Consider the following 26701-nt stretch of genomic DNA (forward strand, 5'->3'; position numbering starts at 1 on the left):
CGCTCGGTGGATCACTCAGTTGCGGTGAGCGGTAGGAATCACGAGACGAACGGTCACCGGGACGGCAGGCCCCGATCGACATCGACCGCTTCCGGGGTGTGGAGCCGGACCATGCTGCGGGCCGTGCCGGCCGGGATGCGGTCCGGGGTGAGCTTGGAGACCACGATGACGGTGAGGAACGCGAGCGGCATCGTCCAGGCGGCCGGCTGACCGACGAGCGCCCGCGGCCAGCCGCCCTGCGGTGCGCCGGACACGTTCACGAGGGCGGCCGCGCTGGCCGCGATCCCACCGACGATCAGGCCGGCCGCGGCGCCCGTCGTCGACATCCGCCGCCACCAGATCCCCAGCACCAGCAGGGGACAGAACGTCGACGCGGCCAGCGCGAACGCCAGCCCGACGGTGTCCGCGAGGCTCAGCGCTCCGGTCACCGTGAACGCCAAGTACGGCACGATCATCGCGATCAGCGCCGCGATCCGGAAGCTGTTCACGGCGACATAGTCACCACTGGTCCACCGGTGCAGGCGGCTCCGCAACAGGTCCTGGTCGATCACGCCGGCGATCGCGACGGTCAGCCCCGACGACGTCGACAGGAACGCCGCGAACGCCCCGGCCGCGACCAGTGCACCGAGCAGATCCCCTGTAGTACCAGGGAAAACCCGGCCGGGCAGCTCGAGTACGACGGTGTCCCCTCCCGTGCTCACCAGGTCCGGAGCGAACATCCGCCCGAGTACGGCGTACATCGGTGGGAAGAGGTAGAACAACCCGAGCAGTGCCAGTACGACGACAGTTGTACGCCGGGCCGCGCGGCCGTCAGGGTTCGTGTAGAAGCGGACCAGGACGTGCGGGAGGCCCATCGTCCCGAAACAAAGGGCCAGGAGCAACGAATAGGTCGCGTACAACGGGTGGTCGCGACCGCCCGCGCGGGACAGTGGCTCTGCCCACTCGGAGGCTGCCCCGTGCAACGAGTCGAGGACGCCGACAGGCTGGTGCCAGAGGAGGAGGATGACGAAGATCGGCGTCGCGAGCGCGGTCAGCTTGAGCCAGTACTGGAAGGCCTGAACGAACGTGATCGACCGCATGCCGCCCGCGGCCACATTGATCACCACGATCACCGCGACGATCATCGCACCCACCTGCGGCGGGGCGCCGGTGACGGTTTGGACAGCTAGGCCGGCGCCATGCAGTTGCGGCAGGAGATAGAGCGTCCCGATACCGACGACGAGCCCGGCGCAGATCCGGCGTACGACGGGGGACTCGAAGCGGGTCTCCGCGAAGTCGGGCAGCGTGTACGCACCGGACCGGCGCAGGGGAGCGGCGACCAGGACCAGCAGCATCAGATAGCCGACGGTGTAGCCGACCGAGAACCACAGCATGTCGGCGCCGTTCACCAGGACCAGCCCGGCGACGCCGAGGAACGATGCCGCGGACAGGTACTCGCCGCTGATCGCCGACGCGTTCCAGCGTGGACTGACCGCGCGGCTGGCGACGTAGAAGTCACTGGTGGTTCGCGAGATCCGCAAGCCGAACAGGCCGATCCCGATCGTTGCCACGACCACCAATCCGATCGCGGTCAGGCTGAGCGCCGGAGACATCGCTATTGCCGCCCCACGAACTCGGTGAACTCTGTTTCGATCCGCTCGGCGTTCCGGACGTAGATGCGAGCGGCGACGTACACCACGGGGTAGATCAGGATGCCGAGGATCACCCAGGGCAGCGGTAGGCCCAGCACCGACAGTGTGCGGGTCGGAGGGACCAGCCAGAACAGCAGCGGGATGCTGCCGAGCACGACCACCACGCCGCCGATGACGGCCAGCGAGAGCCGCAACTGGGACTGGATCAGCGACTGCATGTAGACCTGGCCGAGGCGAGTCTGCTCGTCGATCTCGCGCGTACCGGTGGGCATCATCGGACGCCGGGTCGCGCTGGTTCGCGGGCTGGTGACGCGGACCCGGCGCGGTCCTTCAGGCGTACTCATGTCATCTCAGCGACGTCGAACGGACCAGGAGGTCGCGGAGCTCGCGCGTGTGCCGTCGACTCACCGGGAGCCAGTCGTCACCGACCCGGACCGCGCAGCGGCCACCGTCCACGCGCATCTCGTCCACGTGCTGTAGAGCGACCAGGGTGCTGCGGTGGATGCGGGTGAAGCCTGCGTCCCGCCAGCGTTCTTCCAGCGTGCTGAGCGGGATGCGGACCAGGTGCGAGTTCTGGCCGGTGTGCAGACGGGCGTAGTCGCCCTGTGCTTCGACGTACCGGACCGTGGAGCGCTGGACGAACCTGGTGACACCGGCGAGCTCTACCGCGATCACCTCGTCGTCCGTCTCCTCTGGTGACGCCGGCGCGGGCGCTGCGCCGTGGGCCATCACGCGCTGGACCGCTTGGGACAGGCGCTCCGGCCGGACCGGTTTCATCACGTAGTCGGTGGCCTCCAGCTCGAACGCTGCCACCGCGTGCTCGTCGTACGCCGTGACGAAGACGATCTGCGGGCGGCTGGCGAACTTGGACAGCACCTTGGCCAGGTCGATGCCGTCCAGCCCGGGCATCTTGATGTCGCAGAACACCACGTCCAGGTCGCTGGCCTGCAGGATCTTCAACGCGTCCGGTCCGTTGGAAGCCGTCCGGATGTCGCCGATCCGGGGGTCCTGGTTCAGCAGGTACACCAGTTCGGCCAGGGCAGGCTCCTCGTCGTCCGCAACCAATGCGCGCAGGGGAGAGTCGGCCATAAGCCGAACACTACGGCGACGCATGCACTCCTGAGGAGTATTTGGGGATTCGGAACGTCACCTTGGTCCCGGCGTCCACGGCGGTCTCCACGACCAGGCCGTACGTGTCGCCGTACACCTGCCGCAGCCGGGCGTCGACATTGCCGAGGCCCACCGAGTCGCTGCCGGACTCGCCGGACAGGGCCGCCCGGATCACCTCCGGGTCGCTGCCGGCGCCGTCGTCCTCGACGCTGATCTCCGCCTCGTTGATCTGGTCGCGCGCGCGGATCGTGATGTTGCCGACCCCCGTCGTACCTTCCAGGCCGTGGCGTACGGCGTTCTCCACCAGGGGCTGGACCACCAGGAACGGGATAACCACCGGCAGCACCTCAGGAGCGATCTGCAGCGACACCTTGAGCCTGTCGCCGAAGCGGGCCTGCTCCAGCACCAGGTAGCGCTCTACATTGCGCAGCTCGTCCGCGAGCGTGGTGAACTCGCCGCCACGCCGCAGGGCGTAGCGGGAGAAGTCAGCGAACTCCAGGAGCAGCTCACGCGCCCGCTCCGGGTCAGTGCGCACGAACGACGCTATGGCCGCCAGAGCGTTGTAAATGAAGTGCGGGCTGATCTGAGCGCGTAGTGCGCGCAGCTCCGCCTCCATAGCGCGTGTGCGCTCTTTGTTGAGCTCTGCGAGCTCTACCTGGCCAGAGACCCACCTGGCGACCTCCTCGGTCGCTCTGACGAGTGCTGCGGAGGTGTTGTTGCTGTACGCGACCAGTACGGCGACCACGCGCTCCTCGGTGACGATCGGCGTGACGACCGCGGTACGGATCGGGCATTGCGGGTCGCCGCACGCCACGTCGTGCGCGCCGAGTACCGCCGTACGGCCGGAGCGGAGTGTCGGTGCGGCGAGGTCCTTGGCGTCGCGGCGGTGGTTGCTCTCGTACGGTCCGCCTACGCCGTCCCACGCCAGTACGCCGGAGGAGTCGCAGATCGCGATGGCCGCCGTACCCAGGAGGTCCCTCAGGTGGCGGCTGGCCTTACCGGCCGCCGCAGGTGTCAGACCCTCGCGCAGGTGAGGGCTGGCCAACGAGGCAGTATGCAGGGTCGCATACGTCGCCTTGTCGGCCGGAGTCCCGAAATGCTTCCGCCGCCGCGCGAACACCCCCTGACGGTAACCGCTCAGCTCTCCGCGCGCGGCCTGAACGCCTCCAGCGCCTCCGTGTCGGAGTAGTTGTGCAGCAGGTACTCCGCGACCCACTCGGCACGACCTGGGTACGTCGACTCGCTCTCGATCCTGGCCGCGGCTTTGGCCGCGTCAAGCGGTGCACGCCGCAGTTGTACGCCGTCCTCGGTCAGGAGCGCCCAACTCGGACCGGGAGCGCCGTACGGCATCCCGACGCTGCCGGCGTTCACCACCAGCCGCCGATCGACCTGCCGGGCGAACGGCATGTGCGTGTGCCCGCAGACGACAGTCCTGACCTCGTCTGGCAGTCCCGTGAACACCTCCGCCCACCGGGAGATCGGGCTGTCCACCAGCACCATCTCCTCGTCATCGCGCGGAGTGGCGTGACAGAACAACACGTCCTCGATCGTCACGGTCGTAGGCAGTCCGGCCAGCAGCTCAACCTGGTCAGGCCGCAACTGCTCCGCAGCCCAAGGACTCACCGCATCCGGCGGCTTGGCGTCGTACGTCCCCCGAGCCATCTCCACAAGCTCCCGGTCCGCATTGCCGCGTACCCACACCACCCGCTCGCCCAGCCCCGTCAACAAATCCAGCGTCTCCACCGGCTGCGGCCCACTCGCGATGTCCCCAGCCAGCACGATCAGCTCGGCCTGCTGTGCATCTGCCAGCACCGCCTCCAGCGCAGGCAGCACGCCATGAATGTCAGCCAGAACAGCAACCGTCGTCATGCCCGCAGTCTGCCGCGAAAACCCTTGTGGTGAGGGGACATCTGCTCAGGGCAGATCACCGAGCGAAGTCGATCTGTTTGGCGCTGACGACTTCGGTCGCGCGTTCACACGCTGCGGTGTCGAGGGAACAGCGGACGACTGTGCTCTTCGTATTCGGATCCTGACCGCCGCCGGCCACCACCGCGACCAGCAGCAGGTGCTGCTCGTCCTCTGCGACAGCCTCGTAGAAACAGCCACTCCACTGGTGCTGTACGGCGCCGGTGCGCGAGTCCAGCGCGGTGATGATGTTGCTGCAGTAGCTGTCGCCGTACGCCGGTGTACCGATCGCAACGTCGCCATCGGGGGTGAAGCCGGTGACCCGGTAGTCGCAGGTCTTGAATCGCTTCTTGCCGGTGGCGATCTCGAAGACTGTGGAGCAGCCGTCGCCGCTGCTGTTCGCAGGCAGTGCAGACGCCAGGCGGCCGTCCTGCGAGACAGCCAGCGCGTCTCCGGTGACTGTCTTCACCAGAACGGCCTTTGCTGCGCCCGGCGTCCAGGAGTACAGCTTCAACGTCGTCTCGGCGCCCTTGACGGAAGCCTTGTAGTAGATCGTGTCCTTCGTGTAGGCGAGCACAAAGATGCTCTGGACATCCGGGAGCTCGAGGGACTTCTCCGAGGCGCCGTCGTCCGCGTAGAGCGTCGCGCCGTACGTCTGCTGTCCGACGACCACTGCTGGGGTGGTCGCGTACGCCACGGCCGACTGGTCCGCCGTCCCAGCGAGGGTCATGACATGCGGCGTACGGCGAACCACTGCGCCGCTGGAGCTGACCTTGAGCAAGTCGCCGCCGGAGGTCGTCGCGAGCACGCTGGTGCCCAGGCGGGCGACCTCCATGAGGCTGCCGCTGCTAGGGACCTTCAGCTCCTTCCCGGCGCCGAGCACCGTGCGGTCGAAGCGATAGGCCAGCTGCGGATCCCGGCCCTGCGTCAGCTTGGCGGCCTCGAGAGCAACCGGACCGGAGGGGATCTGGGGTGTCTTCGACGCGGACCTCGGCGTGAGCGACGGCTTGGGTGTCGGGGTCTGTGTGGGCACGACGACCGGGGTCCTGCTGAGCACCGGGGCCGGCGGCGTGGGGGACGGCGTAGGGCTCGGGGCGCCGCCTAGTGGTGCGGCGACGGTTGAGGAGGCTGACTTGGGGCCCTGGCGGTAGGCGAGGCCTCCGCCGACAGCGACAGCAGCCACAGCCGTGACCGCCACAACAGCGATCAGACGGCCAATGCCGTGTCGCACCGGCGGAGTCGTCACGTCAGGCGCCGATCAGCAGTTGGCCCTTGGCGAGCGGAGTGGCGAGCTCGCAGGCGCCGGTGGAGATGGTGCAGCGCACGATCGACGCCGGAGTCTCGTCGCCGGTGTCGGCGAGCAGCAGGATGTGCTGGTCGTCCTCGGGAACGGCCTGCCGGAACACACCGGACCACTCGTGCAGCAGGCTGCCGTTCTTCGCCGACAGCACTGCAGCGATGCCGTCGCCGTACCCGTCCTGGTACTTCGACCCTGCAATGACTGTGGCGCCGTCCGGCGTGAAGCCTGTGATCATGTAGTCGCAGGTGCGCCACAGCCGCTTGCCGGCCGGGACGGTGAGGAGGCTGCTGCAGCTGCTCTGGTCCGCCAGCGTGGTCAGTGAACCCGCCGTACCGGCCCCAGACACCGCCAGCGCCTTCGGGATGCCCTTGAGCAGCGTGGGCTTCGACTCGCCGGGCGTCCACTCGTACAGCGCGGAGGCCCCGTCCTGCGTGGTGGAGGCGTCGAAGTAGACCTTGCCGTCGACGTACCCCTCCAGCGTGGTGTTCCAGATGTCCGGGACGGTGATCTTTTGGACGTCCTGCCCCTCGGCCTGCTCGGCGTAGAGGGTCGCGCCCGCCGTCGACTCGCCGGTGTCCTTCAGCTTCGTGCCGGCGTAGGCCGCGGCGCTGCCGTCGTCCGTGGTGACGATCTGGGTGACGTCCGGCGTCCGTCGAGTCACGTTGCCTTCGCTGTCGAGGGTCAGCATCTCGTTGCCGAAACCCTTGGTGACCACCGCGAGCGACTGGTTGCCCAGCCGCGCGACCTCTTGGATGTCGGTGGTGCCGGGGATCTTGACGTCCTCGCCGGCGCCGCCGCGGATCGTCCGGCCGCTCAGGTACGTGATCTGCGGGGTCCGGCCCTGGGCGAGTTTCTTCAGGTCGATCTTCGTCTTCACCGGACCGGCCGACGTGGTCGATGGCTTGGAGGAAGGCGTCGACGTCGGGGTCGGCGTCGGCTTGGCCGTGGTGGTGCTCTTCGTCGGGGTGCTTGCCGCCGATGACGGGGAGCTGGACAGGGGCGCGGCGAGGGCTTCCTCGCTGGCTTGCGGGCCCTGGCGCCACGCGAGGGCTCCGCCGCCCGTGACGGCGGCGACGGCAACAGCTGCGACGAGGGCGACCAGGCGGCCGTTCTGCACTCGCATCGGCGATCTCCTCAACAATTCATGGTCAGGTCACGGTTACGGACCGTGCGGCGGACCACGGCCGGGCGGGAGACCAGCATCCCGCTCTCGCAGATGTGACGCCGGAAAATACCGCTTAGTTCACTCCAGCGAACGGGTCGCAGAACGGATCGAGCATAATTACGCCATGGACCAGCCACCGCGGATCGGCCGGTACTCCCTGGTCCGCCGGGTGGGTGCCGGGGGTTTCGCGACGGTTTGGCTGGCGCGCGACGAGCAACTGGACGCCGAGGTCGCGGTCAAGATCCTGTCCGAGAACTGGGTCGAGGACGAGGACGTCCGCCGCCGGTTCCTGGCCGAGGGCCGGTTCCTGCGCAAGGTCGACTCGCTGTACGTCGTCGGCGTGCACGACATCGGCGAGGCCGACGACGGCCGACCGTTCATGGTCCTCACCTACGCCGACGGCGGCACGCTCGCGGACCGGATCAAGGCCGGCCCGCTCGAGTTCGGCGAGGCGGTCCGGATCATCACGCAGGTCGGCCGCGGCCTGAAGCACCTGCACGCCCGCGGCGTCCTGCACCGCGACGTGAAACCGGCCAACGTCCTGTTCCGCAGCGATCCGAACGGCGACCGCGCGATGCTGTCCGACCTCGGTCTGGGCAAGTCGCTCGCCGAGGTCTCCCGCATCACGATGCCCGGCGGCACCCCGGCGTACGTCGCTCCCGAACAGGTCATGGGCGAACGGCTGGACCACCGTGCCGACCTGTACTCGCTCGGTGCGGTCGCGTACGCCGCCTTCACCGGCCAGGCGCCGCATGGCGTGGCGAGCCTCGGTGCGGTGATGCAGATCGAGGCACCACCGCCCTCGATGACCACACTGCGCGAGGACGTGACGGACGCGGTCGATGTCGTCGTACGGCGTGCTCTCGAGCCGGACCGGGACAAGCGCTGGCCGGACCTCGACAGCTTCCTCAACGCACTGCGCGAGGCGCACACCACGGGCAAGATCCCGGCGGGGCTGGTGCCGGCTGCAGAGATGCCCACACCGAGCCCCACGACCGCTCCGGTCGACCAGGCGACCGCACTGTCCAGTGCCAGCCAGTCCACCGTTGGTGCGAGGCCCCAGCGTCGCCGGCGGGCAGGTGTCTTCACAGCACTCGCTGCAGTGGTGCTGGCAGCAGGCGGCGGGTACGGCGGCTATGAGTACGTGCTGACTCGCCCGGTGAAGGTGGAGAGCCAAGGTCTGTCTGTAGAGGTGCCGCGGCAGTGGGGCGAGCAGGCGACCGCCGACAAGTCGCTGGTGGTCAGCACGGACACGTCGACGTGGCAGACCAACCCGGACACCGAAGGTGTCTACGTAGGCCTGGTGAGCGCCACTCAACTGCCGACAAGTGCCTCGGCTCCGCCTGGATGCAGTGGAGCCACTCCGGAAACTTCGACCGATGCGAAGGTCGTCACCTTCAGGTACAGCTGCAACAACGTGCCAACGGTGCTGGAGCAGTACAAGAAGGTGAACGACACGACTCTCCTCCGGGTGCAGGTACGCGACGACAACGCGAAAGGTCGGCAAGCAGTAGTGGACTCGGCGACCTACTCGCCCTAGGGGACCAGTGCGGTCAGGGACGAGATGGATGCCTTGTGCATGCGGGGGATGACGTTCAGCGTGGCGGGGTCCGGCGCGTACAGGTGTGACCCGGACTCGTAGACCAGATAGGCAGTGCCGTTGTACTCCGTGATGCCCTCGGTCATGCTCGGGGCGCGGAAGCAGCTCAGCGCCGCCGCGTCCAGATCCTTCTGTCCGCGCTTCACCACGTAGATGTTGCTGCGGTTCCCACGCCCGTACGACGTGCTGTAGATGAAGTGGTTGGCGGTGACCGTCAGCCCCTGCGTCTTCGTCGGGATCTCCCAGGCGCCGGCCAGCGTGGTCAGCGTGCCGTCGTCGGCGATCTTGTACTCGTACATGGTTCCGCGGCCGGTCTCGTTGAACGTCCCGGAGAACAACGAGTCCCCGTAGCTCCCCATGAACGACGATCCGGCCACGTCACGCGCCGTACCGACCTGCCCGAGGTACGGCGTACCGGCGGCCTTCAACGCGTCGCGCAACTCCGTCAGCCGGTACTTGCGGATGCTGCTGCCCTGGCCGGACACGAACGCCCAGCCCTTGCTGACGGCGATCCCGCCGACGTGGGACTCGGCGATCGCGACCACACCGACGGTCGAGCCGGTGGACGGGTCGATGCCGTAGATCTGCGAGTCGGCGCCCGCGCGGTACGCCGCGATCAGGATCAGGTTCTTGCCGGAGCCGTCCCAGTTGTACCAGGTGCCGGCGCCTTGCGGGGTGTGCGTGCTGAGGTTGAGGATGCTCGCGCTGTTGCTGAACCGGGCGTCGTACTTGTAGGACGCCGACGGGCCGTCGTAGAACGTCGAGCCGCCGCTGGTCGAGGTGTCGCAACTGATCGCGGCGTGCGCAGGCAGCGTGCTCGTGAGAGCGGCGGCTGTCGTGATGAGGGCGGTCGAGATGGCAAGAATGCGCATGGTGACCTCCGGAGGTTGGGCGGAAACCTACGAGATTTTCAGAGTAAATCGGCAATGAGTAACGCGCGAGGGTTCACCGGGCGTCGCGTCCGCGAACGGACGCCGTACGGTTGTCGCATGAGCGATCTGTCAGCGGCGATCGACCGCGTTCTGCCCAGCGTCCGTGCCGACCTCGAGGACCTCATCCGGATCCCGTCGGTCAGTTACGAACCGGCCCGTGCGGCCGACGTCCAGCGGTCCGCGGAGGCGACCGCGGCGTTGTTCGAGGCCGAAGGCTTCACGGTGAAGATCGTCCGGGCCGGTGAGGGTGCGCCCGCGGTGATCGCCAAGAAGGCTGCGCCGGCCGGCAAGCCGACGGTGCTGCTGTACGCGCACCACGACGTCCAGCCGACCGGACCGGTCGAGCAGTGGACGTCGGACCCGTTCGAGCCGACCGAGCGGGGCGACCGGCTGTACGGGCGGGGCGCGGCCGACGACAAGGCCGGGATCGCCGCGCACCTGGCCGCCGTACGGGCCTTCGGCAACGATCTGCCGGTGGGCGTGACGGTGTTCGTCGAGGGCGAGGAGGAGATCGGCTCGCCGACCCTGCTGCAACTGCTCGACGAGTACTCCGACGACCTCGCCGCCGACGCGATCGTGATCGCGGACTCGGGTAACTGGGATATCGGCCAGCCGGCGCTGACGGTGTCGCTCCGCGGACTGGTCGAGGCGTACGTCGAGGTGCGGACGCTGGAGCATGCGGTCCATTCCGGTTTGTTCGGTGGGCCGATCCCGGACGCGCTGTCGACGTTGTGCCGGCTGCTCGCGACCCTGCACGACGACAAGGGCGACGTCGCGGTGGACGGGCTGCACGCCTCCCGGGCGGCCGATGTGGAGTACCCGGAGGACCGGCTGCGGGCCGAGTCGAGCGTGCTGGACTCCGTTCGGCTGACCGGCTCGGGTTCGCTCGTCGATCGCTTGTGGACGCGGCCGTCGATCGCCGTACTCGGGATCGACGCGCCGTCCGTGGCGGAGGCCAGCAACACCCTGGTGCCGGTCGCGCGGGCCAAGGTGAGCCTGCGGGTCGCGCCGGGCGACGACGCGATCAAGGCGAGCGCCGCATTGAAGGCGCACCTCGAGAACCACGCGCCGTGGGGTGCGCAGGTCACCGTGACCGAGGGGCAGAACGGTCAGCCATGCAGCGTGAACGCCCGCGGTGCCGGGTACGAAGCAGCCCGGTCGGCCTTCAAGACCGCGTGGGGCGTCGAGCCGATCGACATGGGGATGGGCGGGTCGATCCCGTTCATCGCCGAGTTCCAGCAGACCTTCCCGCAGGCCTCGATCCTGGTCACCGGCGTGGAGGATCCGGACACCCGCGCCCACGGCATCGACGAGGGTCTGCACCTCGCGGAGTTCACCAAGGTCTGCCTGGCAGAGGCCCTCTTGCTACAGAACCTCGCAAACCAGGCATGACCGGGCTTTTCGGCGACCCAGTGTTTGGCATAGGTTTCGGCGAGTGAAGATCGCAGTCGTACGGGAGACCAGACCGGCGGAGCGCCGGGTCGCGCTGGTGCCGGAACAAGTCGCGAAACTGATCGAGCTCGGTTACGAGGTCGCGGTCGAGCCGGCCGCCGGTGAACGCGCGCTGTTCTCCGACGACCAGTACCGCGACGCCGGCGCCGAGGTGGCCTGGGGCGCCGACCACGCCGCCACCATCGTGACGTCGGTGCAGCCGCTCGAACGCGAGCGCCTGCAGCGGTTGCACGCCGGTACGGCGCTGATGTCGTTCCTGCCGACGAACCCGCCAGACGTGGTCCGGACCGCAACCCGGGCCAAGCTGACGCTGTTCGCGATGGAGCTGATCCCGCGGATCTCCCGGGCCCAGTCGATGGACGCCCTGTCGTCGCAGGCGCTCGTCGCCGGGTACCGGGCCGCGATCGTCGCCGCCGAACGGCTACCGCGATTCTTCCCGCTGAACATGACCGCGGCCGGCACCGTCCCGCCGGCCCAGGTCCTCGTCCTCGGCGCCGGGGTGGCCGGCCTCCAAGCGATCGCCACCGCGAAACGCCTCGGAGCAGTGGTCAAGGCGTACGACGTACGTACTGCCGCCGCGGAGGAGATCGCTTCGATGGGCGCCGTACCGATCGAGCTCGAACTCGGCACGCTCGACGGACCCGGTGGATACGCCCGCGAGATGACCGCGGAACGCGCGCAACTCCAGCGTGAACTGCTCGCGCCGTACGTCGCCGCCGCGGACGCCCTCATCACGACGGCCGCCGTACCGGGCCGGACCGCGCCGATGCTGGTGACGCGGCAGATGGTCGAGCAGATGAAGCCCGGTTCGGTCGTGGTGGACCTGGCGTCCGAGCAGGGCGGCAACGTCGAAGGATCCGTCGCCGGGACCGAGCTGACGATCGGCGACGCACTGGTCTGGGGCGGGGCGAACGTACCGTCGCAGATGGCCGGTCCCGCATCGCGGCTCTACGGTCAGAACATCGCGAACCTGATCCGGCTGATGACCCGGAACGCCGCCTTCGACCCGGACTTCGACGACGAGATCGTCCGCGGCTGCTGCGTCACCCACGACGGCTCCGTACTCCACGAGCCCACCCGCGAGCTTCTGAAGGGCCAGGCATGACTGAGTCCATCGCGCTGCTGACGATCTTCGTCCTCGCCGCGTTCGTCGGGGTCGAGGTGATCAGCAAGGTCTCCTCGACACTGCACACCCCGCTGATGTCGGGGGCGAACGCCATTCACGGCGTCATCCTGGTCGGCGCCATCATCGTCACCGGCGCCGCCGAGTCCGCGATCGTGGTGATCGTCGGGCTGCTGGCCGTCGTACTGGCGACGGTGAACATGGTCGGCGGGTTCGTGGTCACCGACCGGATGCTGGAGATGTTCAAAGGCCCGGGGGCTCGCAAGAAGGAGCTGCACAAGTGATCCCCACCTGGGCCCAGATCGGCTATCTGGTCTCCGCGGTCTGCTTCATCGTCGCGCTGAAGGCACTGTCGTCGCCGCGCAGCGCGCGCACCGGCAACCTGATCGGCGCCGCCGGAGCGGTCCTCGCGGTGATCATCACGTTCGCGGCCTACAAGCCCGACCACCTGGTGCCGATCCTGATCGCGCTGGGGATCGGCACGGTCGGCGGTGTGATCGGGTCGAGGCGGGTGCAGATGACCCAGATGCCGCAACTCGTTGCCTTGTTCAACGGCGTCGGCGGCGGCGCGGCCGCGCTGGTCGCCCTGCTCGAGGTCAGCGACGTACCCTCCGAAGCGACCGTCGCGGCGATCGCCACGGCGTTCACGATCCTGGTCGGCGCGATCAGCTTCTCCGGCTCGGTGGTGACGTTCGCCAAGCTGCAGGAGCTGATGACGACCCGCCCGGTGACGTTCCCGGGTCTGCCCGTCCTCTTCGTCGCCTCGCTGCTGGGCGGTATCGCGCTCGCGGTCTGGCTCGTGTCGGATCCGCGGGTGTGGGTCGGCGTACTGCTCTGCCTGATCGGTCTCGCGATCGGCGTAATGCTGGTGCTGCCGGTCGGCGGTGCCGACGTACCGATCGTGATCTCGTTGCTGAACGCCTTCACCGGCCTGACGGTCGCCGCGGGCGGGTACGTCCTCGGGAACACGCTGCTGCTGGTCGCGGGCACGCTCGTCGGCGCCGCCGGTACCTTGCTGACCAAGCTGATGGCGGACGCGATGGGACGATCCGTCTTCAACATCCTGTTCGGAGCCGTGCGCGGCGGGTCGACGCTCGGCGCCGGTACGGTGTCCGACCGGCCGGTCATCTCCGGGGGAGCGGAGGACGTCGCGATCCTGCTCGGGTACGCGAACAAGGTCATCATCGTGCCCGGGTACGGTCTCGCCGTCGCTCAGGCACAGCACACGCTCCGCGACCTCGTCGAGGAACTGCAGAGCCGCGGGGTCAAGGTCGACTACGCCATCCACCCCGTCGCCGGCCGCATGCCCGGCCACATGAACGTGCTGCTCGCCGAGGCCCAGGTGCCCTACGAGCAGCTGCGCGAGATGGACGACATCAACGGCGACTTCAAGACGACGGACGTCGTCCTGGTCGTCGGCGCCAACGACGTGGTCAACCCGGCGGCCCGCAACACCCCGTCGGCCCCCATCTACGGGATGCCGATCCTGAACGCCGACGAGGCCCAGCGGGTCATCTTCCTCAAACGCTCCATGCGCCCCGGCTTCGCGGGAATCGAGAACGAACTCCTCTACGACCCCCGAACCACCCTCCTCTTCGGCGACGCCCGAGACTCCCTCACCAAACTCCTCACCGCCCTGAAAACGGTCTAGACCCGCACCAAATACAACGGCCGTCGGCGCCCGCGCAAGCGGTGTGCCGACGGCCGCACTTGTTTTCCGGTAACTAATTGGCGCCTGGTGGCAGAAAGTTTCCGCAAAGCGGCCCTGGAGGCAGGTGGCCGCCCCCGGCCAACGACCTCCCCCGGCCAGTGCGGACCGTTGCCCGCGCCGCGTCCGCTCTGTTTGACTCCCGTACCGAGAGGCCGGGCGGCGCACCCATTCCTCTCGCCCTTCCCGCCCCACAGAGGAGACCCCTTTGACCCGCCACACCAAGCCCCTTTCCCGAGCCTGGGACTGGGGCTAATCCACCCACCCCCGCTGCGCCGCCCGAACCCCCAGTTCAAACCGCCCCGAAGCCCCCACCTGCTCACTAAGCCTCGCCGCCATCCTGCGAACGGTACGCATAGAAACCCCAAGCTTCCGAGCAGCCTGCTCGTCTGTGGCCCCCTGGACAAGGAACCGCAGGAATTCGGACTCCTGGCTGCTGATCCCGCCCTCTCTGGCCCGTTGTTCACCCTCGAAGGGGTTCACACCGCGCGTCCAGTAGCTGAGGAACAGCTCTCGCGCCATCCGTACGACAGCCCGACTGTGATGCACGACAGCCCGACGGAGCTGTCGTCCGGGTCGATCCCCAGTACAGCTGCGTCGCTATCGAATATGACAAGTCTGAAAGGTGTCGAGGGCGTGATACGAACCTTTCCGCCCAGCTCGAACAGCAGCCGTGCGAGGTCGCGCCCGCCTGGTTTCCTGAGCAACGTCTCGGGATAGACATATCGAATCTCGACACCGCGCTCGAGATTCGGACGATCAGGATGACTGTCCGGATCCATTGCCGTTGACGACTCGGCGCTGAGAATTCCCCAGATAGTTTCTTTCGGCTGAAACAGCTGCATTCGCTGATTGGCGCGCTCGCGGCCCTCCAGGATTTCGACATCCCGGGTCGACTTCTGTACCACGAAATTCGCGTAGTCCGAAATGAATTTCCCGGCCATGTCTTGGTCGGCCCGGAGAGCTTGGGTCAAGCCGTCGATCTCTTGCTGCCGTCGACCGCTCATGCGTTCGAGCGCGATGGCTGGATCTACCGCATATTCCCAGCCTTCGATCCAGCCCGGCACGAGAAGGTCCAATTCGCGCAGTGTTTCCAGTGCGCTTTCAGCATCGGCAGAGCTCAGGTTGAGCCGATCGGCAAGGTCCTGCCGACGGGCACTCTGAGTCAGCTCCGGTTCCTGCAGCAGCGCGCGGTAGACCGCGAGCAGCCCGTCCGTGAGTCCGAACGAACCGAGCACGAGCCGTCAGACCCAGCCGCGCTTTGCGGCTGCCACTCCGAGTTCGAAGCGGCTGGCGGCGTCTAGGCGTTCGGAGAGGTTGGCGGTGATGCGGCGGGCGGTGCGGAGGGAGATGCCTAGGAGACGGGCAACCTGCTCGTCTTTGGCACCACCGGCGAGCAAACGCAGTACTTCGGCCTCGTGCGGCGTGAGCGGCGTCTCGTCGTCGCGGTCGTCAGCGTCGAAGAGTTCGCTTGCTCTGGACCAGTACGAGTCGAAGAGGGCGATCGCGATAGATACGACAGCGGGAGTGCGGTGGATGACTGCGCCTGCGGTCGGGTTCTCCGGATCCATCGGGAGGATCGCGAGTTCCTGATCGAGGATCAGCAGGCGCATGGGCAGCGTCGGAGTGACGCGGACCTCGCCGCCCAACCGATGCATCTTCGTCGCGTACTCCAGGGCCTGCTTCGACGACGTCATGCTCTGCAGGTAAACCGTCCGCAGTTTGATCCCGCGCTCGAGCAGATCGAAGTCGGGAGATCTGTCCGATTGGGGCAGCGAGTCATCGAAGTGTGCGGGAATCAGGCCCCAGAATGCGTCTCTCGCCTTCAGAGCGAGTTCCTCGATCCGCCGTGAAGCGTTCGCGCGCCCCTTGAGCACCTCAACGTCACCGCTGGTACGTGCTGTGAGCAGTTCGTTGTACTGCTCGGCGATCACGTCGGCTGAAGCCTCGGCCTCCCTGAGCTCACCAAGCCTCTTGTTCAACTCAGTTCGCCGTCGCTCCGCCAGGCTGGTCAGCCCGACGCGTGGATGGACCGCGTGCTCACCGTCCGGATTGGTCCAGGTCGGCACGAGGAGTTCCAGCCGGCGCAGGTTGTCCAGAAGATCGTGGACCTCGTCGGCCGAACGGTTGACTAGCTTGGCAATCTGCTCGGGCGTACTGTCCGGGTGGCTCAAGAGGGCGTGATAGACCGCAAATGTGGCTTCGTCCACCCCCAGCGGCTCCAGCACAGGACCTTCTCCTCCAGAACTTGTCGGAACTGACCATATACACAGCGCGTCGATAGTAAGCACTCTGAGATTGGTCGGATTATTTCGAAAGGACGATCTGTGATCAAGAAGTTGCTGATTGTGGTCAGTATGGTCGCGGTTCTGGTGACGGCCACCCCGGCTACCACGTCGGTCGCGGCTGGGTCCGGGCCGGCTTGCGGCGGCGTCGTCTGCTGGTAGTCACTGGTCTTCGGTTCACAGCGCGTCCCGTAGACTGCTGGTGTGGCTCGTGGCGATGGTCGGCTTACTCATGAACTCGACCCGCAGGATCTGGGTCCGCAGGACGCTTGTGGCGTCTTCGGGGTCTGGGCGCCGGGGGAAGAGGTTGCCAAACTCACCTACTTCGGGCTCTATGCCTTGCAGCACCGGGGGCAGGAGTCTGCCGGGATCGCGGTCAGTAACGGGAGTCAGATTCTCGTTTACAAGGACATGGGGCTGGTCAGCCAGGCGTTCGACGAGGCGACTCTCGCTTCGCTCCGCGGGCATATCGCGATCGGCCACTGCCGGTACTCGACGACCGGCTCCAGTGTCTGGGCGAACGCGCAGCCGACGTTCCGGTCTACCGCGACCGGGTCGATCGCGCTCGGTCACAACGGCAACCTGACCAACACCAGTGAGCTCGCGGCGAGCCTGAACGGCGAAGGTGAGCTGGACCTCGGTCTGGACGCCGAGGTCGACCACGCCAAGGCGAACGCGAAGCACGGTGCGTCGAGCGACACCGATATCCTCACCTCGATGCTCGCCGGGTACCCGGACCTGACCATCGAGCAGGCGGCCGCGAAGATCCTCCCGAAGGTCAAGGGCGCGTTCAGCCTGGTCTTCATGGACGAGAACACGCTGTACGGCGCCCGCGACCCGCAGGGCATCCGCCCGCTGGTGCTCGGCCGGCTGGAGCGCGGCTGGGTGATCGCCAGCGAGACCGCCGCCCTGGACATCGTCGGCGCGAGCTTCATCCGCGAGGTCGAGCCGGGCGAGATCGTCGCGATCGACGCCGAAGGTCTCCGCTCGACGAAGTTCGCCGAGCCGGACCCGAAGGGCTGCCTGTTCGAGTTCGTCTACCTGGCCCGCCCGGACACCCAGATCTCCGGCCAGCGGATCCACTCCACCCGGGTCGAGATCGGCCGCCGGCTGGCGCGCGAGCACCCCGCCGACGCCGACCTGGTCATCGCCACTCCGGAGTCCGGCGTACCGGGCGCGATCGGGTATGCCGAAGAGTCCGGCATCCCGTACGGGTCGGGCCTGGTCAAGAACGCGTACGTCGGCCGCACCTTCATCCAGCCGAGCCAGACCATCCGCCAGCTCGGTATCCGGCTGAAGCTGAACCCGCTGCGCGAGGTGATCGAAGGCAAGCGCCTGGTCGTGGTCGACGACACGATCGTCCGCGGCAACACCCAGCGCGCCGTCATCCGGATGCTGCGCGAGGCCGGCGCCAAGGAGATCCACGTCCGGATCACCGCGCCGCCGGTGAAGTGGCCGTGCTTCTACGGCATCGACTTCGCGAGCCGCGCCGAGCTGATCGCGAACGGGCTGAACACCGAGGAGATCTGCCGCTCGCTCGGCGCCGACTCGCTCGGTTACATCAGCCTGGATGTCCTGGTCGAAGCCACCACGGTGCCGAAGGAGCGACTCTGCCGAGCCTGCTTCGACGGGGTCTACCCGGTCGCGCTGCCTGACCCGGAGCACCTCGGCAAGCACCTGCTCGAGCTGCCGGTGGCCACCGACGTCGACGGCCTGGCCACGGTCTCCGGCGGCGCCGGCGCCGCGGACGCCCTCAGCCGGCCGTAGTACCTCTAGGGAGAACAGAAACGTGAGTCAAGGCGCGAGTTACGCCGCTGCCGGGGTCGACATCGAGGCCGGTGACCGGGCCGTCGAGCTGATGAAGGAGTGGGTGGCGAAAGCGACCCGCCCCGAGGTGGTCGGCGGGCTCGGCGGTTTCGCCGGGTTGTTCGACGCGACCGCGCTGACGTCGTACCGGCGGCCGCTGCTGGCGACGTCGACGGACGGGATCGGGACCAAGGTCGCGATCGCGCAGAAGCTCGGCAAGCACGACACGATCGGGTTCGACCTGGTCGGGATGGTTGTCGACGACCTGGTCGTGTGCGGTGCGGAGCCGTTGTTCATGACCGACTACATCTGCACCGGCAAGGTGGTGCCGGAGACGATCGCGCAGATCGTGAAGGGCATCGCGGAGGCCTGTGTCGAGGCCGGTACGGCGCTCGTCGGCGGCGAGACCGCGGAACACCCGGGCCTGCTGGAGCCGGACGAGTACGACGTGGCGGGCGCGGCGACCGGTGTGGTCGAGGCGGACGAGGTGCTCGGCGCGGAGCGGGTGCGCGAAGGGGACGTCGTACTGGCGATGGCGTCGTCGGGACTGCACTCCAACGGGTACAGCCTGGTGCGTCACGTGTTCTTCGACCGCGCGAAGTGGGAGCTGGACCGGGTCGTGCCCGAGCTGGGTACGACGCTGGGTGAGGTGCTGCTGACGCCGACGCGCGTGTACGCCAAGCACTGCCTGGAGCTGATCCAGGAACTGAACGCCGGCGACGACAGACCGCTGCACGCGATGTCGCACATCACCGGCGGCGGGTTCGCGGCGAACCTGGCCCGGGTGATCCCGGACGAGCTGTCCGTGCGGATCGACCGCTCGACGTGGACGCCGGCGCCGATCTTCGGGCTCGTCGGGCTGCTCGGCGACGTCGCGCTGCCGGAGCTCGAGAAGACGCTGAACATGGGCGCCGGCATGGTCGCCGTACTGGATCGGTCGTCCGCTGACGCCGCCGTACAGGCGCTGGCTGCCCGTGACATCCCCGCCTGGATCTGCGGTGAAGTCACCGCAACCCCTGGCGGCACCGTCACCCTCGAAGGCACCTACGCCAAGTAGGCCGGTGCACAGCCGCCGCCTGAGAGCGGGTCGCTATCGAGCCGTCCGACGCCTCGGGCTGCTGGAATCGCCGATCCGCCACAGGCGGTGCTGTGTGAAAACTCGTCGGGCGCACGGTGAACTGCTCAGGCACCCCGGAGGGCGCTGAGCAGTTCAACCACGCTGGTGTGGCTTACCGACGGGGGTGGTAGTCGTCGGCGTCGTCTCCGTCGCCGTCGTTCTCGCCGTTTGCAGAACGGTCGCCACCCTGGTCACCGGACAGCTCTCGCTTGAGCTGGTCCAAGTCGGTGTCCCAGGTGCGGTACTTCAGGTCGCGTGCGACCTTCGTCTGCTTGGCCTTTGCACGGCCGCGCCCCATAGCGTCGACCCCCTCGCACAAGTCAACCGGGTACGCTGCGTGGCGTCCACGGATCAGTCGTCAGTAATCGTGGTTAAAGGATACCCGGAGCGGCGGATCGACACACGCACCGCCCCCTGGCCGAACCCCGAAGAGGTCCGATCACCGCGTCGGCGGGGCGGCCCGGTCCCCTCAAACCAGCCCGCCCCGCCGCCTTCGCCCCCGTTACTTGACCTCGCGACGTGAGCTTGCCCACAGTCCGAGGACGGTCGGAAGAACGATCCAGACCCCCACCGCGACCAGCGTCTCGGGCACCATCCCGTGCAGATCACGCTCCGCGATCCGGCCGAGCGCCCCGAACACGTCCAGCCAGTTCGCGTTGTCCTTGAACAGCGCCGGCCCGGCCAGCGACCAGGCGGTCGGCGCGATGAAGTACGCGAGGATCGCGACCGCGGTCTGCGGGATGACCGCACCGAACGCAGCGCCCATCACGACGTTCAGCGCGACGGTCAGGTAGGCCCCGGCAAGCAGGCCGCCGAGTCCGGCGTACGACGCCGCGTGGTCGGTGATCCCACCGGCGAGCGCGGTGCTCACGAGCGCCAGCGCAACGACCGCGGTCATCACGACCACGCTCAGCACGACCGCCGAGACGAACTTGGCCAGCTGCACCCGGACCCGGCGCGGCGACAGCGTGAACGTGGTCAGCGCGGTCCGCTGGGTCCACTCCGACGTCATCGCCATCACACCGATCACCGGCAGCAGCAGCATCACGCCGGTGGACGCGGCGCCGAGGAACCCGTCGACGCCGGCGTCGCCCTTCGGCAGGTGGGTGAACTGCCAGGCCAGCGCGGCGAGCGCGATCAGCAGGATCGCGGCGATCAGGACCCGGCCGCTGCGGGTGTTGACGGACTTGCGGAGCTCGATGGTGACGAGCTTCAGGAAGGATTGACCGCGCGCGGGCGGCAGGCTGGTCGCCACCTCGCTGCGGTGCTTGGCGGTTGTCGCGGGCGCGACGTCGGTCACGGTGGTCATCGGGCCTCCTGGCCTGGACTGAGGAGCGTAGGGAGCGAAGCGACTGGAGCGACGAGGGAAGGCCAGGAGCAAAAGCCCGATGACCCGCCGCGCCGGAGGCGTGGCATCAGTACCGTCATCAAAGTCTCCAGAAGAGTTCGAGGTGATCAGGCGGCTGCGGCGACGGGCTGTGACGGCTGAGCTGTCAGCTGGAAGAACAGGTCCTCCAGGCCGGCGCCGTCGCTCTGGCGGAGTTCGAGAAGGATCTGACCGGCAGCAGCGGCGGCGCGCCCGACCTGCTCGGCGGTGGCGTCGACGCGCAGCGCGCCGTCGTGCAGCGGCTCGAGGTTCAGGCCGGCAGCGGTCAGGGCCTCGTTCAGGCCGATCGGGTCGAGGCCGCGCACGAGCGTGCCGGAACCGGCCAGCAACTCCTCCAGCGAGCCGTTGGCGACGATCCGGCCGCCGCCGATGACGACCAGCCGGTCGACGGTCGCCTGCACCTCGCCCAGCAGGTGGCTGGACAGGATCACCGTGCCGCCGCGGGAGGCGAAGTCCTGCAGCAGCCCGCGCATCCAGCGGATGCCTTCCGGGTCCATCCCGTTCGCGGGCTCGTCGAGGATCAGTACGGCGGGGTCGCCGAGCAGCGCACTCGCGATGCCGAGCCGCTGCCGCATACCGAGCGAGTACTGACCGACGCGGCGCTTCGCGGCGTGACCGAGTCCGACCGCCTCGAGCATCTCGTCGGCGCGCGTCTTCGGCACGCCGAGCAGGCTCGCGTTCAGCAGCAGCGTCTCGCGGCCGGTGCGGCCCGGGTGCTGCGCGGCGGCGTCCAGCATGACCCCGACGACACGGCCCGGGTTCGGCAGGTCGGCGTACCGCTTGCCGGTGATGGTGGCGGTGCCGGCGGTCGGCGGCGTCAGCCCGGTCAGCATCCGCAGCGTGGTGGACTTGCCGGCGCCGTTCGGGCCGAGGAAGCCGGTGATGCTGCCGGGCTGAACGGTGAACGACACGTCCTGGACAGCCGTGGTGCTGCCGTAGCGCTTGGTCAGGTTCTCGACGGTGATCATGACATCGAGTCAACCGTGACCGACCCCGGTCGCACATCGGACGAGCGGCTGCCGTGACCCCCTACGAAAGTCGCCGGATCGGCCCCGGAACCCACCCGGAAGGGGGACGTGATCGCGTCGACCGTCGAACTACAGTGACGGAATGCGACGGTTGCGCCGGTGGTACGCCTGGTGGGTCAGGCATGCCCCGCGCCTGCGCGACTTCCTGTACGTCGCCTTCAGTCTGCTGACGATCGTCCTGCAGGCCGCGTCCGGCGCCGGCGGCTGGAGCCCCAAGGACTGGTACACGCTGGGCGCCGGCATCGTCGCCTCCGTCGCACTGCTCTGGCGCCGGCGGTTCCCCGTGACCGTCACCGCGATCACCGTTCTCGCGATGCTGACCGGCTCGGTCTTCGTGCCGATGGGCCTCGCCCTGCTGACGCTGGCGATCCGCCGCCGCGACATCGCCCTGGCGATCCTCGGCCTGGCCGCGTACGCCGCCTACGTGCTGAACAGCTGGGGCACCGAGAACCAGATCTGGGTGTCCCTCTTCACCGGACCGTTCCTGGTCGGCACCTGGATCGCCGTCGGTGCGTACGTCGGGGCGCGCCGCGACCTGATGGCGTCGCTGCGGGACCGCGCCGAGCGGGCCGAGGCCGAACGCGAACTGCGCAGCGAGCAGGCCCGCCTGGGCGAGCGCGCCCGGATCGCGCAGGAGATGCACGACGTCCTCGCCCACAAGGTCTCGCTGATCGCCCTGCACGCGGGCGGTCTCGAGGTGAACCCGTCCGTCGGTCCCGACAAGGTCGAGGGCTCGGCCCGGTTGATCCGCGAGACCGCGCGGCAGGCGATGGAGGACCTCCGCGAGGTCCTCGGCGTCCTGCGGTCCGACATCAGCGTCGACGGCGCGGACCTGACGCCCGTCCCGAGGGCCTCGGACCTCGAGCGGCTCATCATGGCCTCGCGCGACGCCGGAGTGGCCGTGGGGTACGACGTCTCGCTGCCGGACGACGTACCGGTGTCTGTCGGGCGGACCGTCTATCGCTTGGTGCAGGAGTCGCTGACCAATGTGCACAAACATGCGCGCAGCGCCGCGACCGACGTACAGGTCCATGGCGCACGGGGTGAAGGCGTGACGGTCAGGGTGACGAACGTCCGGCCGGTGGCTGCTGGTTCACTGCTGCCTGGCGCCGGCGCCGGCCTGGTCGGTCTGCGGGAGCGCGTGCAGCTGGTCGGCGGCCGGCTCTGGACCGGACCGACGACGGAAGGCGGCTGGCGGGTGGAAGCCTGGCTGCCGTACGGGGACGCGATATCGCACGGAGAAGAAGGAGAGCGATGACTCGGCTGCTGATCGTGGACGACGAGGCGCTGGTGCGGGCCGGGCTGAAGATGATCCTCGAGTCCGACGACGAGCTCGAGGTCGTCGCCGAGGCCGAGGACGGCGCGGACGCGGCGAGGATGGTGAAGGAGCATCGGCCGGACGTGGTCCTGATGGACATCCGGATGCCCCGGCTGGACGGGCTGGCCGCCACCCGGGAGGTGCAGGCGCTGCCGGACCCGCCGAAGATCGTCGTCCTGACGACGTTCGACCTCGACGACTACGTGTTCCGGGCGTTGCAGGCCGGGGCCAGCGGGTTCCTGCTCAAGGACACACCGCCGCGGGAGCTGGTGCAGGCGATCAAGGTGGTGGCGGCCGGGGACGCGATGTTGTCGCCGGCGGTGACCCGGCGGCTGATCGGCCACTTCGCCGGGGATCCGCGCGCCGACCGGAAGCGGGCCGCGCAGGCGCGGATCAACAAGCTGACCGAGCGCGAGCGGGAAGTGCTGGTCGCGGTCGGCCGCGGCCTGCAGAACGCCGATATCGGCCGGAAGCTCTTCATGAGCGAGGCCACCGTGAAGGCGCACGTCTCGCGCGCCCTGGTGAAGCTCGACGCGACCAACCGCGTCCAGGTCGCGATCCTGGCCTACGAAGCCGGCCTCCTCGACGACTGAACCGAAGACGGCAAGAAGACGGCAAAAGGAAACCGGCCCGATCCGTCGGAGGGGTGGGGGCGACGGTTCGGGCCGGTTTCGGAAGTCAGCGTGCCTGGGGGGATAGGACGCTGACGACCGGCGGCGCCCAATGGGGGGAAGGGCGCGCGCCGGTCAGGACTCAGACGCGGCCGAAGGCCACGCTGCTGGTCCAGATCTTGCCCTTCTTCACCGGTACGCCCGGCTTCGAGGAGTGCCACAGCATGTTGCCGCCGGCGTAGATGCCGACGTGGTACACACCGCCGCCACCGTTGCGGAAGAACACGAGGTCACCCGGCTTGGCGGCCTTGCGGCTGATGTGCTTGGTCGCGCTGTACTGCTGGCGTGACGTACGCGGCAGCTTCTTGCCGGCCTTCTTGTACACGAAGCCGGTGTAGCCGGAGCAGTCGAAGCCGCGGGTCGTCGTGCCGCCGTAACGGTACGGCGTGCCCTTGAGCTTGGCCGCCTCGCGGAGCACCTTGGCGCGGAACGTGGTGGTCCCGCTGCTGGCGCCGTACTTGCCGTAGAGCACCTTGTGCTTCGCGGCCCAGGTCAGCCGGCCCCAGGTCTTCTTGTCCATGTAGCCGGTGGCCTTGAGACCCCAGGAGGTCTGGAACTTCTTCAGGACCCGGACGGTGCTGGTGCCGAAGTAGCCGTCCGGACCCAGGTGCAGGGCCCTCTGGACGTACTTCACGGTCGGTCCGCGGTCGCGGAACCGCAGCAGCGGCTTGCTCGGGATGCTCCAGTACCCACGCGGCGTCGCCGTCGCGGTGGCGGAGGTGGTTGCCGCAGAGGCAGTGGGGGTGGTGCTGACGGTGAGAGCGGCTCCACCGCCTACCGCCAGGCCGACCGTCAGAACGGCGGCAGCAGCCCGGGGAGTGCCCGGACGGGTGGTGGTCCTACGGTGCTTCGCCAGAGTCCGGCCGGTAGGCCGGTTCGTACTGGACTCAGCGGTCTGGCTGACGGCGCGCAGAAGCGACGTCCGTCGGGCAGTGACGGGCATGGTTGTCTCCCGACGCCTGTGAAGTTAGCTGTCGGGTTCGGGCTGGGATTCATAGCCCGGTCCGCTCCCGCGGACTTCACCCCAGGGTCTCGGCCACTCACGGTCGAGACCCAACTTCCTGGGTCCCCCACCCCTGCCATGTAGTTCGAGGGGAGCACATGGGCCCTGGCAGGGCTCGGCGTTGACCCGTGTGCAGTTCGTGTTGTTTACCGAACCGCCGACGACTGTATAACAGAACGATCACGACGCAAACCCTCAGATCGACAGAGTCGCTCCTAAAAGGCCCTGAGGGGGCCGCTGACGGGTCAGCAAGTCGTGGTGAACACCAGGTGTCCTGAGCGCGTCTGAGCGGGGCGGAGGCGGGAACTGAGGCCTCCGGTGTGGCCTCGGTCACATTCTATGGTGGCTTTCTGTGACAACGGGCACAGAGGGTGGTCAGGGCACCCTAAAGTCCTTGCGTCTTCAGCGATTTCCGAGCAGCTCGTGGAAGCGCTCCAGCCCCACATTCCCGCCTGACAGCACCACTCCGACGCGCTCCGGCAGCCCGTGGATCCGTCCGGCCAGCAACGCGGCCAGCGCGCTCGCCCCGCTCGGCTCCAGCACGATCTTCAGTCGCTCGAACGCGAACGCCATCGCGTCCAGGATCTCCGCGTCGCTGACCAGCTCGAACGACTCCACCAGTCGCTGGTTCACCGCGAACGTGAGCTCGCCCGGTGTCGAGATCGCCTGCCCGTCCGCGATCGTCCGCGGTATGGCGATCTCCACCCGCTCACCCGCCGCCAGCGACCGGGCGTGGTCGTCACCCGCGGCCGGCTCGACACCGATCATCCGGATCCCGGGCGTCATCATCGTCGCCGCGGTCGCGCAACCGGCCATCAGCCCGCCGCCCCCGACCGGGACGAGCATCGCGCCGAGATGCCCGACCTCCTCGATCAGCTCGAGCGCCACCGTCCCCTGCCCGGCCATCACGTCGTGGTGGTCGTACGGCGGAATCAACGTCCGCCCGCGCTCGGTCGCCAACTCCTGAGCCAGCGCGGTCCGATCCTGCGTGTACCGGTCGTACGTCACCACCTCGGCGCCGTACCCACGGGTCGCGGCCAGCTTCGTCGGCGGGGAGTCCTCCGGCATCAGGTTCACCGCCGTCGTCCCGGCGAGTCGTGCCGCCAGCGCGACGGCCTGCGCGTGATTGCCCGACGAGTACGCCGTCACGCCGGCCGCGAGCTGCTCCGGCGTGAGAAGGCTGATCGCGTTGTACGCCCCGCGGAACTTGAAGGCGCCGATCCGCTGGAAGTTCTCCGCCTTGAGGAACACCTGCGCCCCGACGCGCTCGTCGAGCGTCCGCGACGTGAGGACCGGCGTACGGTGCGCAACTCCGGCGAGGCGGGCAGCGGCGGCCCGGACATCTGTGAGACTCAGGTCGGTCATGGAATGACGCTAGGGCATGTCAAGGTACGTCGGCCCGCTCCGTACTGATGGATGAGAGGCGCCCACCAACGGGGGCCGTATGCGAAGGAGACATCGTGAAGTACCTACTGGTCCTGAACGTCAACCCCGACGTGCTCGCCGCGCTGCCCGAGGAGGAGCAGCAGGCCATCGGCAGCGGACACCAGAAGTTCATGGACACGATCAAGGCGTCGGGTGAGTTCCACAGCACGGTCGCGCTGCAGCAGCCGGCCGAGTCTGCGGTGGTCAGGGTCCGCGACGGGCTCCCGGCCGTCACCGACGGGCCGTTCGTGGAGTCGAAGGAGTTCCTCGGCGGCTACTACCTGGTCGACGTGGCGTCCCGGGAGCGTGCCTGCGAGCTGGCCGCGCTGATCCCGGACGCGAGCATCGAGGGGCTCGGTGTCGAGGTCCGAGGGGTCGAGTTCGCGGACGGTCTCTGAGACGACGAAGGAGGGTTTCTCCACGGAATCGTGGAGAAACCCTCCTTGTTTTACGAGGTTTTACGAGGTTTTACAGGGGAATGCAGCGGCTTCAGTCGGTCTGGTCGTCGACCTTCGCGTCGGCCGCGTTCTTCTTGATCGACTCGATGCCGTTCTCGGCCGCGGCCTTGGTCTTGTAGCTCTCGCTGCTGGTCGCGATCACCTCGCCGTTGCCGGCCTTCAGACGAAACCGGAACTCGCCGGACTTGTCCTTGTACAGCTCGAACTTCCCCGCCATCGGTGTACCTCCATAGAGAGTGGTATCGCTCCGTTTCGGAGCGTAGTCCCCTCCAGCCGC

27 protein-coding genes and 1 riboswitch are annotated in these 26701 nt (G+C 68.2%); of the genes, 10 read left to right on the forward strand and 17 right to left on the reverse strand.

Features of this window, described 5'->3' with window-relative positions; genetic code table 11:
* Positions 1–53: 53 nt before the first annotated feature.
* The 7 genes from OHB24_RS14340 to OHB24_RS14370 all read right to left on the reverse strand — a co-directional run bounded on the left by OHB24_RS14340 (position 54) and on the right by OHB24_RS14370 (position 7069).
* Positions 54–1592 (reverse strand): sodium/solute symporter, encoded by a 1539-nt coding sequence (locus OHB24_RS14340; protein ID WP_327639495.1) that lies wholly within the window; start codon positions 1590–1592, stop codon positions 54–56.
* Between the two features lie 2 nt (positions 1593–1594).
* Positions 1595–1975: a hypothetical protein gene (locus OHB24_RS14345; protein WP_327639496.1), complete on the reverse strand. Its 381-nt coding sequence runs from the start codon at positions 1973–1975 to the stop codon at positions 1595–1597.
* A 1-nt stretch (position 1976) separates the two neighbouring features.
* Positions 1977–2720 (reverse strand): LytR/AlgR family response regulator transcription factor, encoded by a 744-nt coding sequence (locus OHB24_RS14350; protein ID WP_327639497.1) that lies wholly within the window; start codon positions 2718–2720, stop codon positions 1977–1979.
* 10 nt (positions 2721–2730) lie between these two features.
* On the reverse strand, positions 2731–3861 hold the full coding sequence (locus tag OHB24_RS14355; protein WP_327639498.1) for a histidine kinase: 1131 nt from the start codon (positions 3859–3861) through the stop codon (positions 2731–2733).
* A gap of 17 nt (positions 3862–3878) precedes the next feature.
* Positions 3879–4610: a metallophosphoesterase family protein gene (locus OHB24_RS14360; RefSeq protein ID WP_327639499.1), complete on the reverse strand. Its 732-nt coding sequence runs from the start codon at positions 4608–4610 to the stop codon at positions 3879–3881.
* A gap of 55 nt (positions 4611–4665) precedes the next feature.
* Positions 4666–5679 carry a hypothetical protein gene (locus OHB24_RS14365; RefSeq protein ID WP_327639500.1) on the reverse strand — a complete coding sequence of 338 codons (1014 nt, stop codon included), beginning with the start codon at positions 5677–5679 and terminating at the stop codon, positions 4666–4668.
* Between the two features lie 214 nt (positions 5680–5893).
* Entirely contained in the window at positions 5894–7069 is a 1176-nt protein-coding gene (locus tag OHB24_RS14370; protein ID WP_327639501.1) for a hypothetical protein, read from the reverse strand.
* 166 nt (positions 7070–7235) lie between these two features.
* Between OHB24_RS14370 and OHB24_RS14375 the strand changes: the two genes are divergently transcribed.
* The gene (locus OHB24_RS14375) at positions 7236–8651 is read left to right on the forward strand and encodes a serine/threonine-protein kinase (protein ID WP_327639502.1); all 1416 of its coding nucleotides are present in this window, start codon (positions 7236–7238) and stop codon (positions 8649–8651) included.
* Here OHB24_RS14375 and OHB24_RS14380 read toward each other — a convergent pair.
* Positions 8648–9583 (reverse strand): hypothetical protein, encoded by a 936-nt coding sequence (locus OHB24_RS14380; protein ID WP_327639503.1) that lies wholly within the window; start codon positions 9581–9583, stop codon positions 8648–8650. The two genes, OHB24_RS14375 and OHB24_RS14380, sit on opposite strands and share 4 nt — an antisense overlap.
* Before the next feature lie 117 nt (positions 9584–9700).
* Between OHB24_RS14380 and OHB24_RS14385 the strand changes: the two genes are divergently transcribed.
* The 4 genes from OHB24_RS14385 to OHB24_RS14400 are packed head-to-tail and all read left to right on the forward strand — an operon-like array spanning position 9701 to position 13869.
* Complete coding sequence (locus OHB24_RS14385) at positions 9701–11035, forward strand: dipeptidase (protein ID WP_327639504.1); 1335 nt, start codon at positions 9701–9703, stop codon at positions 11033–11035.
* A gap of 43 nt (positions 11036–11078) precedes the next feature.
* Positions 11079–12200 carry an NAD(P) transhydrogenase subunit alpha gene (locus OHB24_RS14390; RefSeq protein WP_327639505.1) on the forward strand — a complete coding sequence of 374 codons (1122 nt, stop codon included), beginning with the start codon at positions 11079–11081 and terminating at the stop codon, positions 12198–12200.
* On the forward strand, positions 12197–12502 hold the full coding sequence (locus tag OHB24_RS14395) for an NAD(P) transhydrogenase subunit alpha (protein ID WP_327639506.1): 306 nt from the start codon (positions 12197–12199) through the stop codon (positions 12500–12502). Before OHB24_RS14390 ends, OHB24_RS14395 begins: the two co-directional genes overlap by 4 nt.
* Positions 12499–13869, forward strand: coding sequence for an NAD(P)(+) transhydrogenase (Re/Si-specific) subunit beta (locus tag OHB24_RS14400; protein ID WP_327639507.1), 1371 nt, complete (start codon positions 12499–12501; stop codon positions 13867–13869). Before OHB24_RS14395 ends, OHB24_RS14400 begins: the two co-directional genes overlap by 4 nt.
* A 309-nt stretch (positions 13870–14178) precedes the next feature.
* Here the strand turns inward: OHB24_RS14400 and OHB24_RS43295 are convergent, their stop codons facing one another.
* The 3 genes from OHB24_RS43295 to OHB24_RS14410 are packed head-to-tail and all read right to left on the reverse strand — an operon-like array spanning position 14179 to position 16217.
* On the reverse strand, positions 14179–14448 hold the full coding sequence (locus tag OHB24_RS43295; protein ID WP_442913971.1) for a LuxR C-terminal-related transcriptional regulator: 270 nt from the start codon (positions 14446–14448) through the stop codon (positions 14179–14181).
* A complete protein-coding gene (locus OHB24_RS14405) occupies positions 14406–15164 on the reverse strand; it encodes a hypothetical protein (protein ID WP_327639508.1) in 759 nt (252 codons plus the stop codon). Before OHB24_RS14405 ends, OHB24_RS43295 begins: the two co-directional genes overlap by 43 nt.
* A 6-nt stretch (positions 15165–15170) precedes the next feature.
* Positions 15171–16217 carry a helix-turn-helix transcriptional regulator gene (locus OHB24_RS14410; protein WP_327639509.1) on the reverse strand — a complete coding sequence of 349 codons (1047 nt, stop codon included), beginning with the start codon at positions 16215–16217 and terminating at the stop codon, positions 15171–15173.
* A gap of 198 nt (positions 16218–16415) precedes the next feature.
* Here OHB24_RS14410 and purF point away from each other — a divergent pair, with 198 nt between their 5' ends.
* On the forward strand, positions 16416–17978 hold the full coding sequence (gene purF, locus OHB24_RS14415; RefSeq protein ID WP_327639510.1) for an amidophosphoribosyltransferase: 1563 nt from the start codon (positions 16416–16418) through the stop codon (positions 17976–17978).
* 22 nt (positions 17979–18000) lie between these two features.
* Positions 18001–19074, forward strand: a complete 1074-nt coding sequence (gene purM, locus OHB24_RS14420; RefSeq protein WP_327639511.1) for a phosphoribosylformylglycinamidine cyclo-ligase — start codon at positions 18001–18003, stop codon at positions 19072–19074.
* A 172-nt stretch (positions 19075–19246) separates the two neighbouring features.
* On the opposite strand, the gene OHB24_RS14425 is transcribed toward purM, so the two are convergent.
* The 3 genes from OHB24_RS14425 to OHB24_RS14435 all read right to left on the reverse strand — a co-directional run bounded on the left by OHB24_RS14425 (position 19247) and on the right by OHB24_RS14435 (position 21489).
* On the reverse strand, positions 19247–19432 hold the full coding sequence (locus OHB24_RS14425; RefSeq protein WP_130387089.1) for a DUF3073 domain-containing protein: 186 nt from the start codon (positions 19430–19432) through the stop codon (positions 19247–19249).
* A gap of 204 nt (positions 19433–19636) precedes the next feature.
* Complete coding sequence (locus OHB24_RS14430) at positions 19637–20443, reverse strand: ABC transporter permease (protein WP_327639512.1); 807 nt, start codon at positions 20441–20443, stop codon at positions 19637–19639.
* 146 nt (positions 20444–20589) lie between these two features.
* Positions 20590–21489: an ABC transporter ATP-binding protein gene (locus tag OHB24_RS14435; protein ID WP_327639513.1), complete on the reverse strand. Its 900-nt coding sequence runs from the start codon at positions 21487–21489 to the stop codon at positions 20590–20592.
* 142 nt (positions 21490–21631) lie between these two features.
* On the opposite strand from OHB24_RS14435, the gene OHB24_RS14440 reads away from it, so the two are divergent.
* Positions 21632–22807: a sensor histidine kinase gene (locus OHB24_RS14440; protein WP_327639514.1), complete on the forward strand. Its 1176-nt coding sequence runs from the start codon at positions 21632–21634 to the stop codon at positions 22805–22807.
* Positions 22804–23460 carry a response regulator transcription factor gene (locus OHB24_RS14445; RefSeq protein WP_327639515.1) on the forward strand — a complete coding sequence of 219 codons (657 nt, stop codon included), beginning with the start codon at positions 22804–22806 and terminating at the stop codon, positions 23458–23460. Before OHB24_RS14440 ends, OHB24_RS14445 begins: the two co-directional genes overlap by 4 nt.
* 160 nt (positions 23461–23620) lie before the next feature.
* Here the strand turns inward: OHB24_RS14445 and OHB24_RS14450 are convergent, their stop codons facing one another.
* Positions 23621–24481 carry a C40 family peptidase gene (locus OHB24_RS14450; protein ID WP_327639516.1) on the reverse strand — a complete coding sequence of 287 codons (861 nt, stop codon included), beginning with the start codon at positions 24479–24481 and terminating at the stop codon, positions 23621–23623.
* A riboswitch (cyclic di-AMP (ydaO/yuaA leader) is annotated at positions 24481–24648 on the reverse strand. It overlaps the preceding gene by 1 nt.
* Before the next feature lie 295 nt (positions 24649–24943).
* The gene (locus OHB24_RS14455) at positions 24944–25906 is read right to left on the reverse strand and encodes a pyridoxal-phosphate dependent enzyme (RefSeq protein WP_327639517.1); all 963 of its coding nucleotides are present in this window, start codon (positions 25904–25906) and stop codon (positions 24944–24946) included.
* Between the two features lie 95 nt (positions 25907–26001).
* Between OHB24_RS14455 and OHB24_RS14460 the strand changes: the two genes are divergently transcribed.
* Positions 26002–26364, forward strand: coding sequence for a YciI family protein (locus tag OHB24_RS14460; protein WP_327639518.1), 363 nt, complete (start codon positions 26002–26004; stop codon positions 26362–26364).
* A gap of 91 nt (positions 26365–26455) precedes the next feature.
* On the opposite strand, the gene OHB24_RS14465 is transcribed toward OHB24_RS14460, so the two are convergent.
* Positions 26456–26641 carry a YegP family protein gene (locus tag OHB24_RS14465; RefSeq protein WP_131466535.1) on the reverse strand — a complete coding sequence of 62 codons (186 nt, stop codon included), beginning with the start codon at positions 26639–26641 and terminating at the stop codon, positions 26456–26458.
* Between the last annotated feature and the right edge of the window lie 60 nt (positions 26642–26701).

It is taken from the genome of Kribbella sp. NBC_00482 (assembly GCF_036013725.1).
Lineage (GTDB): Bacteria > Actinomycetota > Actinomycetes > Propionibacteriales > Kribbellaceae > Kribbella.